Annotated in this window: 11 protein-coding genes; 2 read left to right on the top strand and 9 right to left on the bottom strand. The window is 68.7% G+C overall.

The features are described from left to right. Positions 1-28: 28 nt before the first annotated feature. From F3S47_RS02205 to F3S47_RS02175, 7 genes are read right to left on the bottom strand one after another with little or no spacing between them, the layout of a single operon-like run. Positions 29-721, bottom strand: a complete 693-nt coding sequence (locus F3S47_RS02205; protein ID WP_150443572.1) for an NnrU family protein — start codon at positions 719-721, stop codon at positions 29-31. After that, complete coding sequence (locus F3S47_RS02200) at positions 718-951, bottom strand: NnrT protein (protein ID WP_150443571.1); 234 nt, start codon at positions 949-951, stop codon at positions 718-720. The genes F3S47_RS02205 and F3S47_RS02200 overlap by 4 nt, the downstream gene beginning before the upstream one ends. Further along, on the bottom strand, positions 930-1,103 hold the full coding sequence (locus tag F3S47_RS02195; protein WP_150443570.1) for a protein NnrT: 174 nt from the start codon (positions 1,101-1,103) through the stop codon (positions 930-932). Before F3S47_RS02195 ends, F3S47_RS02200 begins: the two co-directional genes overlap by 22 nt. Position 1,104: 1 nt before the next feature. Next, positions 1,105-2,982, bottom strand: a complete 1,878-nt coding sequence (locus tag F3S47_RS02190; protein WP_150443569.1) for a nitric oxide reductase activation protein NorD — start codon at positions 2,980-2,982, stop codon at positions 1,105-1,107. Positions 2,983-2,986: 4 nt separating this feature from the next. Continuing rightward, complete coding sequence (locus tag F3S47_RS02185; protein WP_150443568.1) at positions 2,987-3,784, bottom strand: CbbQ/NirQ/NorQ/GpvN family protein; 798 nt, start codon at positions 3,782-3,784, stop codon at positions 2,987-2,989. Between the two features lie 3 nt (positions 3,785-3,787). Then, a complete protein-coding gene (locus F3S47_RS02180) occupies positions 3,788-5,137 on the bottom strand; it encodes a cbb3-type cytochrome c oxidase subunit I (RefSeq protein ID WP_150443567.1) in 1,350 nt (449 codons plus the stop codon). A gap of 13 nt (positions 5,138-5,150) precedes the next feature. Next, positions 5,151-5,603: a c-type cytochrome gene (locus F3S47_RS02175; protein WP_150443566.1), complete on the bottom strand. Its 453-nt coding sequence runs from the start codon at positions 5,601-5,603 to the stop codon at positions 5,151-5,153. 130 nt (positions 5,604-5,733) lie between these two features. Between F3S47_RS02175 and F3S47_RS02170 the strand changes: the two genes are divergently transcribed. Continuing rightward, the gene (locus F3S47_RS02170) at positions 5,734-5,961 is read left to right on the top strand and encodes a DUF1858 domain-containing protein (RefSeq protein WP_150443565.1); all 228 of its coding nucleotides are present in this window, start codon (positions 5,734-5,736) and stop codon (positions 5,959-5,961) included. A 12-nt stretch (positions 5,962-5,973) separates the two neighbouring features. Here F3S47_RS02170 and F3S47_RS02165 read toward each other — a convergent pair whose 3' ends face one another. Beyond that, on the bottom strand, positions 5,974-6,669 hold the full coding sequence (locus tag F3S47_RS02165; RefSeq protein WP_150443564.1) for a Crp/Fnr family transcriptional regulator: 696 nt from the start codon (positions 6,667-6,669) through the stop codon (positions 5,974-5,976). Positions 6,670-6,836: 167 nt separating this feature from the next. On the opposite strand from F3S47_RS02165, the gene F3S47_RS02160 reads away from it, so the two are divergent. Further along, a complete protein-coding gene (locus F3S47_RS02160; RefSeq protein ID WP_150443563.1) occupies positions 6,837-8,030 on the top strand; it encodes an NnrS family protein in 1,194 nt (397 codons plus the stop codon). 121 nt (positions 8,031-8,151) lie between these two features. Here the strand turns inward: F3S47_RS02160 and F3S47_RS02155 are convergent, their stop codons facing one another. Beyond that, on the bottom strand, positions 8,152-8,970 hold the full coding sequence (locus tag F3S47_RS02155; RefSeq protein ID WP_150443562.1) for an SUMF1/EgtB/PvdO family nonheme iron enzyme: 819 nt from the start codon (positions 8,968-8,970) through the stop codon (positions 8,152-8,154). Between the last annotated feature and the right edge of the window lie 9 nt (positions 8,971-8,979).

Genomic DNA, 8,979 nt, shown 5'->3' with positions numbered 1-8,979 from the left:
GCGGGCCCGCTTTGTGCTGGCTCAAACTTCACAGGGGGAGGGGCGAGACTCCGATGACCGCGCCGTGAAGGGCGAGGGCCACGATCCAGAGAGCCAGGCCGAGGCCCGACCGTATGGCGAGGGGGCGCAGGTTGGCCGCCCGCCACTCCCGCTCGGCGAAGGGGGCGAGGGAAAGGACCGACGTCGCCGCGAAGAAGGCCGCTCTGTCTGAGGCGGCGAGGTCGCGCCGCGCGCGCGCATCGAAGACCGGCATGAACCCCAGTGCCATGGCGAGGAACAGGCCGAAGAGGACGACATGGGCGAGGTCGCCATTCACCAGGAGGTGCGCCCCGGCCCAGAGCGCAAGGGCCCAGAGCAGGGGATGCCGGGTGACCGCCGCCAGTCCGGGATCGGCCGGGTCGAACGTCGCGCCGCGCTTCGCGCCCAGCGTCCAGGGCTGACGTAGACCCAGACCGCAGGCCGTCAGCACAAGCGCGAGCGGCATCGCAAGATTCGGCACCCAACGCATCCAGGGCATCGGCGGCCAGAGCTGGAGGTAGGGCGCATGGCCCGCCGCCACGACCACCCAGCCGAGAACGGCGAGCGACACGAGCCCGTAGACCGAGAAATAGGCCCGCCGCCCGAAGCGGCGGAGCGCGACCTCGCGCAGGCCCGTGCGGGCGGGCAGGTAGTGCGAGCCGACGAAAACAGCCAATGCCAGGAGGAAGGGGGCCCAGGTCATCCGTCCGCCTCCCGCATCAGCCGCGCGAAGTGGCGGGCGAACGGCCATGCGGCGGGCCAGCCGAAGACGAGACCGGCCATGGCCGCTGCGGTGGGGGTGATGACCGGAAGGCCGATCCAGCTACCGATCAGGGAGGCGAAGTAGAGGTTCACCGCCACGGCCCCGGCCGCGAAGGGGTAGATCCCCGCCAGCAAGCGCCAGCCGGGGCTTACCGGTTCTTGATCAGCCATTGCACCGCTCCGAGCGAGAGGATCAGGGCCAGGCTCGCGATGGCGAACCACATCTCGGTGGTCGCCGTCTGCGCGGCGGGGACCGGTCTCTCGAAACCGGCGGCCGCGGCCGGGGCGGGGAGCAAGGCGAGGAGGGGGATTAGGCGGGTCATGTCAGGTCTCCATGGTGAGGGTCTGATAGATGTCCGGCAGCGCGCGAGGCAACCGGTCGGGGTCGGGCAGGAGCGTGAAGCCCGCCCGGCCGAAGATGCGGGCGAACCAGTCCTGCCCGTCGGCGTCGACGATCACGCCGTGTACCGATTGGCCGGCGGCGCGCGACTCGCGCACGGCCATGCGGCTGTCCTCGATCCCGTGCACGCCTTCGTAGTGGTCGAGATCGTTGGGCTTGCCGTCCGTCAGGACGAGAAGCAGCCGCCGGGTCGCGCCTTCTTCGGAGAGCTGTGCCGAGACGTGCCGGATCGCGGCGCCGAGACGGGTGTAATGGCCGGGCCTGAGGCTGCCGAGACGCGCGGTGACCGAGGTGCCCATCGGCTCGTCGAAGCGCTTGGCCCGCGTCAGGAAGACCCGGTCCCTGCGCAGCGAGGAGAACCCCCAGATCGCGAGCCGGTCGCCCGCACTGTCGATACCGGCTGCGAGAGCGGCCAGCGCCTCGCGCGCGGTGTCGATAACGGGACGGTCGCCGAGCGTGGCCTCGGTCGAGCGGGAACAGTCCATCAGAATCGCGACGGAGAGGTCGCGGGCGGTCTGGCGGCTGGCCTGCCAGACCCGGTCGCTGCCGCTGTGCCCCGCGGCGAGATCGGCCCGCGCGTTGACCACCGCGTCGAGGTCGAGATCGTCGCCGTCGACCTGCCGGGATAGGATCACGCGGCGCGGATGGAGCGGCGCGAATTGCCGCCGCACCCGCGCGACGAGCCGGGGATCGGGAGAATAGCCCGTCGCCTCCGTCGCCACGGCTTCGAGAACGCGCACGTGGTCGGGCATCAGGGCATTGGTGCGGTGGTTCCACTCGGGGTAGGTGAAACGCCCGGCGAGCCGCTCGTGCTCGGCGTCCTGTGGCGAGAGGTCGAGCGACACGCGGAGGCGCGAGGCCGCGCGCTTGAGGTGTTCGGACAGCGTCAGGTGATCCTGGTCCTCGGCCGCTTTCTGGGCGTTCTCCGCGTCGTCGTCATCGACCATGCGGTTGATGTTGAGGCTCTCGGCCCAGGACATGATCGACTCGAAGCGGTGGACGATGAAGCTGTCGCTCCGGTTCGCCTGGTCGCGGTCCTCGCGCTTGGCGCTCTTGCGCGTCGTCGTCGCGAGCGCCGGTGTCTCGGTCGGTTCCTCGGCGCCCTTCGGCGCCTGGCCGCTGTCCTCCCGGCGCAGGCGGAGCCAGATAGGCACCGGTTCATAGGTCCGGTAGCCGCGCGGCGCGGGCCCGCCGAGCAGCGCCCCGATCCCCGCCCCGCCGCCGAGCTGATCGAGGATGAGCGACTCGACGGCCGCTTCGTGTGCCGGCAGGCCGGTCCGGGCCCGCGCGGCGATCAGGTGTGTGCACATGGCGTTGTGGGCCTCGCGCAGACCCGGACAGGCGAGATAGGCCGCGTCCGAGGCGGCGACGAGGGCGGAGAGCTCCTGCAGGTCGCGTAGATAGGGATCCGGCTCGGGCAGGGGCACATCGACCCGGGCCGCGAGAGCCGCGAGCCAGAGATAGGCGGCGCGGTTCAGCGCCCGGTCGGGGAAGGTGTCGATCACCGGCGGCAGACGCAGCCGCTCGCCGGTGAAATCGGCCGTATGGACCATCTCGCGTGGCGTCCCGATCCGGCGCAGCCGCGAAAGGCGATGGGCCGAGGTCGCGGCCGGGGCCGGGACGATCTCCGTCCCCGGGGCCCCGCCGAGCGCGCGAAAGAGCGTCGCGGCACTGCGGCGCATCTCGTCGAAGGTGACGGCCGCCTCCGCATGCCGGGCAGCCGCGCCCTGGCGGCTCGCCCAGTCGTGCCAGAGGTTTCCGACGGTCTCCTCCGGCTCCATCAGGTCGAGTGCATGGATCATGGCGTCACCCGTAGACCGTCGCGGCGAGGTCGCGCAGGGCCTGCTGCGTGTCCGGCTCGTCCGACAGCGGCTCGATGATGGCGACCTCGAGCGCCCGGTCGACGGTCATGCCTCCCGCGATCAGCGAGCCGGCATAGACCAGCAGCCGCGTCGAGACACCCTCTTCGAGGTCCATGCCAGAGAGCGACCGGATATGCCGGGCGAGCCGGACGAGCCCGGAGGCCCGCCCCTCGTCCAGACCGCTTTCCCGGACCACGACGCCGGTCTCGGTGGCGATCTCCGGGAAGTCGAAGCCGATGGAGAGGAAGCGCTGGCGCGTCGAGGGCTTCAGCTTCTTCAGGACGTTCTGGTAGCCGGGATTGTAGCTAGCCACGAGCATGAAGCTCTCCGGCGCCTGAAGCTCCTCTCCGGTCCGGTCGATCACGAGGCGGCGCCGGTCGTCGGTCAGAGGGTGGAGAACGACGGTGACGTCCTTCCGGGCCTCCACGACCTCGTCGAGGTAGCAGATGCCCCCTTCGCGAACGGCCCGCGTCAGGGGGCCGTCGACCCAGACGGTCTCTCCGCCCTTCAGCAGGTAGCGCCCGATCAGGTCCGCCGCCGAGAGGTCGTCATGGCAGGCGACGGTGTGGAGCGGCAGGCCCAGCCGGGCCGCCATGTGCTCGACGAAGCGCGTCTTGCCGCAGCCGGTGGGCCCCTTCAGGAGAAGGGGCAACCGGTTGGCGTGGGCCGCTTCGAAGACGGCGCATTCGTCTGACTGCGGGCTGTAGAAGGGTGCGGGCTTGAGGCTTGCGAGACTGGTCATGGCTCACTCTCCCGGCACGGGGTTGGCGGGGCCGGGCGTGACGACTTCGCCTCGCCGCACCACGACCGTCGAGTAGATGAAGAGGATCGCGCCCAGCACGACGGCCACGCCCGAGCCGAAGCGCATGAGGTAGAAGAGCGACAGGTCGTCCTGCACCACCATGTAGTAGTCGCCCAGCACCCGCTGCATGTGCGTCTGGATCGTCCCGGCGAAGGTCAGCGTGAAGGTCATGAAGGCCATGCCACCGGTCATCAGCCAGAAGGACGCCATGTTGAGCACCTGGTTGTAGGGCGCGCGTCCGCGCAGCATCGGCATCGCGTAGGTGAACATGGCGAGGTTAAGCGCGACGTAGGCCCCGTAGAAGGCTAGGTGCCCGTGCGCCGCCGTCACCTGGGTGCCGTGGGTGTAGTAATTCACACCATGCAGCGTGTGCAGGAAGCCCCAGACCCCGGCGCCGAAGAAGGCGACGGTGGAGGCGCCGAGCGACCAGAGCAGCGCGGCCTTGTTCGGGTGGTTCTTGCGGCCCTTCCAGACCATCACGAAGGCGAAGGACATCATCGCGAAGAACGGCACCACCTCGAAGGTCGAGAAGATCGAGCCGACCCACTGCCAGTATCCGGGCGTGCCGATCCAGTAGTAGTGGTGACCGGTCCCGAGGATGCCCGAGAAGAGCGCCGTGGCGACGATGACGTAGAGCCACTTCTCGATCACCTCTCGGTCGACGCCGGTGAGCTTGAGCATCAAGAAGCCGAGGATCGCGGCCATGACCAGCTCCCAGGTCGCCTCGACCCAGAGGTGCACGACGAACCACCAGTACATCTTGTCGAGCGCCAGGTTGTCGGGGTTGATGAAGGCGAAGATCCACAGCAGGCAGAGCAGCCAGAGGCCGACCAGCATGATGTTGGTGATCGCCGTCTTCCGGCCCGCCAGGGCGGTCAGCGAGATGTTCACGAGGAAGATCACCGCCGCGACGAGGATGCCGAACTTCACCCAGAGCGGCTGTTCGAGGAACTCGCGCCCGCCGTGGATGCCCACGAGGTAGGAGCCGACGGCGCCAAGCGTGCCGACCAGCAGGATGATGAGCTGTGCCCAGGCGAGCTTTTCAGAGAAGAGCTCCCGCTCCGCCTCTTCCGGCACGAGGTAGTAGGCCGCGCCGAAGAAGCCCAGCAGCAGCCAGACGATGAGCGCATTGGTGTGGATCATCCTCACGATGTTGAAGGGAAGCAGCTCCGACAGCGTGTTCGGAGCGACGTAGATCCAGCCGGCGAGCAGCCCGCCGGAGACCTGGATCGCGAAGAGCGCGAGCGCCGCGTAGAAGTACCAGAGCGCGACGCGTTGTGACTTGAATTTCATTGGGTGTCCCTCCTCAGCCGGCGTCGTTCGGCGGCCAGTCCTGGGTGTGGTTCTTGTCGGCCCAGCGCAGGAATTCCGCGAGGCCGCGGGTCTCTTCCTCCGTCAGGTCGAAATGCGGCATCTGCCTGCGGCCCTCGATCCCGGAGGGCTGCGACTGCATCCAGCCATCGAGGATCTGGTAGGCGCCCTCGGGGTCGTCGACGACGCCCCAGCGGGTCATCACGTTGCCGACCTCGGGTGCGAAGTAGGCGCCCTCGCCGTGCAGCGTGTGGCAGTTGATGCAGGAGTTCCGCTCCCAGACGTGCTTGCCCAGGACGACCTCCTCGGAGAGCTCCATCTCTGAGGTCGAGGTGGAGACGATGTAGCGGTGCGAGTGCACCGTCATGGCCGCGAAGATGCCTATGAAGAAGATCGACCCCCCATAGAACACGTTTCGCGCCCGGGACTTGGTGAGGATTTCCGACATTCCCCGGCCTTTCTCGGATCGTTGCGATGGGCCGGGGGTAGCGTGGTTCGGCGTCGCGCTTGTTGCGCCGGCGCAAAGAACGTCACGGTCGGGCAGAGCAATCTGGCGGCACGTTCAAGGGAGCCAGACCATGCGCCGTCCGGATTTCGACGACCCCGACCTTCCGCTCGCGCGGATGTTCGATCAATGGCCCGACGTGGCGACGGCCTTCATCGAGCGGCGCATGCTCTGCGTCGGCTGCCCCATCGCGCCGTTTCACACCGTCATCGACGCCTGCGAGGAATACGAACTGGACGAGGACGGCTTCCGCGAGGAAATCCGCCGCGCTGCCGGGCTGGTGACGTTGCCCGAGGACTGACCGGAGTACGATCTACCCCGCCGCGCCGCTCATCAGGACGAGCTGGTGCGGTTCGGTGACGGTGATGTGCTTCCGGGTGGACTGGACGATGCCCTGCTTCTGCCAGGCCGAAAGCAGGCGGCTGACGGTGTGCAGGGTGGTCCCCGTCATCTCGGAGATATTTGCCCGGGTGATCGGAAAGGCGATCTCGATCCCGTCCTCGGTCTTGCGGCCGGACTGGTTGACCATGCGAAGGAGCGCCGAGGCGACACGCTGCTCCACGGCTTTCGTCGCCAGGTCGGTGACCCGCGTCTGGAACTCGCCGAGCCGCTCTCCGAGCGTCTTGTAGCTCTCCGTCGCGAAGCCGTCGTACCGGGCCGCGAACTCGGACCAGAGGCGTACCGGCCAGGAGAGCGCGAGAGACTCAGAGGCGCAGATCGAGGTCGCGGGATAGGTCTCCCGCCCGATGGCGGGCGCGATCCCGAAGAGCTGGCCCGGCGGAATATGCAGGGCGATGACCTGCTCGCCGTCCTGGGTGGTCCGGACGACCCTGATGTGCCCGTCGAGAAGCAGGTAGAAACGGTCGGCCTGCATCCCCTCGCGGAACACGGCCGTGCCCTCGTCGTAGCGGCGGGAGGTGGCCTGGTCGAGGATCTCGCGGATCTGCGCTCTCTCCAGCCGTGAGAAAGGGGGCAGTCCGGTCAGCAGGCTTTCGTCGAGGCGGGGCACCGAGGGCCTCCGAAGTTGTGGCAGGACAAAGTTCGCACCGGCACCGATATCGCATCCTCCGAGGCGACGGAACGGCCGGTCGCACACCTGGCCGGACCGTCGGCGGGCCGGACTCTCGTTTTCCCTGGCCGGCCCGCCCCCCTCGCTTCAGTCACCGGAGTCCCTCGATGTCCCATCTCCGCGCCCCTTTCACAGGACCGGCCCTGTTCAGCTACGGCTTCCGCCCCTTCTTTCTTGCCGCCACGCTCTTCGGCGTCCTCGTCGTGCCGGTCTGGCTGCTGGCCTGGCGTGGCGACGTCGCGCTGAGCGGCCCGTTCAGCCCGGTGGACTGGCACGTTCACGAGATGCTCTTCGGCTACGCGGCCGCCGTGATCGCCGGCTTCCTGTTCACCGCGGTCCCGAACTGGACGGGCCGGATGCCGGCCCGGGGCTGGCCGTTGCTCGGTCTACTGACACTCTGGATCCTCGGCAGGCTCGCCGTCGCCGGGGTGTTGGGGCTACCGGACGTCGGAGTTATGATCGTCGATGCAGCGTTCCTCGCTGCGGTCTGCGCGATGATCGCGCGCGAGATCGTCGCCGGGCGGAACTGGCGCAACCTCAAGGTCTGCGTTCCGGTCCTGCTCTTTCTCTCCGCCAACCTCATGTTCCATGCCGAGGCCATGACGAAAGGGGCGGCGGACTATGGGCTCCGGCTGGGGTTCTCGGTGGTGGTCTTCCTGATCATGCTGATCGGGGGGCGGATCATCCCGAGCTTCACGCGCAACTGGCTGGCCAAGCGGGGCGCTTCGCGGATGCCGAAGCCCTTCGGCCGTTTCGACGGTCTGTCGCTGGCGGTCGGGGCGACCGGACTACTGACCTGGACCGCAGCACCGTGGTCGGTCGCGGCGGGTCTCGCTCTCGGGCTTGCGGGGGGCCTCCACGTCGTCCGCCTCGTTCGGTGGGAAGGGCGTGCCACATGGCGTTCGCCCCTGCTGCTCATGCTTCACATAGCCTACGCCTTCGTGCCCATGGGCCTGTTTGCGACCGCGGCCGCTTCGGTGGGCTGGGTCGCTCCTGCCATGGGCATCCACCTCCTGGGGATCGGAGCGATCGGCGGCATGACCCTCGCGGTGATGATGCGCGCCACCCGGGGTCACACCGGACGGAGCCTCGATGCCGGTCCCGCGCTCACGGCGGCCTTCGTTCTCATCGTCGGGGCGGCCCTCCTGCGGGCGCTCGGCGCTTACTCCGAACTCGCCGGGGTGGACGGGATCACGCTGGCTGCCACACTCTGGACCGCCGGGTTCGCTATCGTTGTCGCCCGGATAGCGCCGTGGTTGGCTCTTCCGGCCCCGGAAAGGAAGCGTGCCCAGACGGCATGAGGGCGGCGGCGAGGTGGGGCCGCCGAGGGCAGGCCGATGGCCGGTTTGACGCCGCTCCTCTCGGCAACCTCCGGATCATGATGACTTGAGGGCGCCCCGTTGGCTTCGGGGCGCCCACCGCTCAGGCAGGGGTGTCCCTGACCAGACGAAAGCCGAGGTGATCCGGCGGGATCCCGGCGCCGCATCCTCCGGCCCGGGCGTCTCGGACGAAGTCGACGATCAGCGCGCGGTGCTGACCCGCCACGATCCGGGCGATGCAGTTCTCCGTCCGCACGGTCATTTCACCTTCATCGGATACCACGCCGGAGCTCTGGCAGGTGGTCGTCCACTCCCAGACGTTTCCGCCGAGATCGGCGATGCCGTGGCTGTTGAACCCGAAGGCGCCCGGCGGCCTGACCGGCTGCACGGAGTCCCAGCGGCCCTTGGTGTTCCGGGCATAGGCGGCATTCAGCCAGCGCCCCGGATCGTAGGTGTCGTAGTCGCCACCGATCGTCGCGTCGTCGACGAAGCGTTCCGCGGCCGCTCGCTGCCACTCTTCGTCCGTCGGCAACCGCCAGGTTTCCCCCGTCTCGTCAGAGAGCCAGTCCGCGTAGGCCGTCGCGTCCGAGAGATTGGCCTGCACCATCGGCAGGTCGGCCTGCGCGAGGTCGGTGCCGGTCTCGGGGCAGGCGCGAGCGGCCACGCAGGCGGAGTAGTCCCCGCGGCTCACCTGGTACGTCATGATCTCGAGCGGCGCGTCTGCGTCCCGCCGGATCAGCGGCGGATCGACGGGCTTGCCGTCCTTCAGCCAGTCCCCCGAGGGCCGCCAGTCATAGGAGCCCGGAGGCACGACAACCGTCTCGGGCCTCACGGTGAAAGCGTCCGTTCGCGTGGCCTCCCAGCCCCCCAGCCCGACCGCTCCGAGGGCCGCGGAAAGAAGCAGGGCCGATGCAAGTTTCATGTCATCCTC

Source organism: Histidinibacterium aquaticum, assembly GCF_008710275.1.
Lineage (GTDB): Bacteria > Pseudomonadota > Alphaproteobacteria > Rhodobacterales > Rhodobacteraceae > Oceanicola > Oceanicola aquaticus.
The sequence above is the reverse complement of the archived record's forward strand: the minus strand, read 5'-3'. Positions and strand labels throughout refer to the sequence as shown.

Coding starts and splice junctions, on each gene's coding strand:
- F3S47_RS02155 (WP_150443562.1), bottom strand. CDS start 8,970: ATGAAACTTGCATCGGCCCTGCTTCTTTCCGCGGCCCTCGGAGCGGTC.
- F3S47_RS02195 (WP_150443570.1), bottom strand. CDS start 1,103: ATGACCCGCCTAATCCCCCTCCTCGCCTTGCTCCCCGCCCCGGCCGCG.
- F3S47_RS02160 (WP_150443563.1), top strand. CDS start 6,837: ATGTCCCATCTCCGCGCCCCTTTCACAGGACCGGCCCTGTTCAGCTAC.
- F3S47_RS02180 (WP_150443567.1), bottom strand. CDS start 5,137: ATGAAATTCAAGTCACAACGCGTCGCGCTCTGGTACTTCTACGCGGCG.
- F3S47_RS02190 (WP_150443569.1), bottom strand. CDS start 2,982: ATGATCCATGCACTCGACCTGATGGAGCCGGAGGAGACCGTCGGAAAC.
- F3S47_RS02200 (WP_150443571.1), bottom strand. CDS start 951: ATGGCTGATCAAGAACCGGTAAGCCCCGGCTGGCGCTTGCTGGCGGGG.
- F3S47_RS02175 (WP_150443566.1), bottom strand. CDS start 5,603: ATGTCGGAAATCCTCACCAAGTCCCGGGCGCGAAACGTGTTCTATGGG.
- F3S47_RS02205 (WP_150443572.1), bottom strand. CDS start 721: ATGACCTGGGCCCCCTTCCTCCTGGCATTGGCTGTTTTCGTCGGCTCG.
- F3S47_RS02170 (WP_150443565.1), top strand. CDS start 5,734: ATGCGCCGTCCGGATTTCGACGACCCCGACCTTCCGCTCGCGCGGATG.
- F3S47_RS02185 (WP_150443568.1), bottom strand. CDS start 3,784: ATGACCAGTCTCGCAAGCCTCAAGCCCGCACCCTTCTACAGCCCGCAG.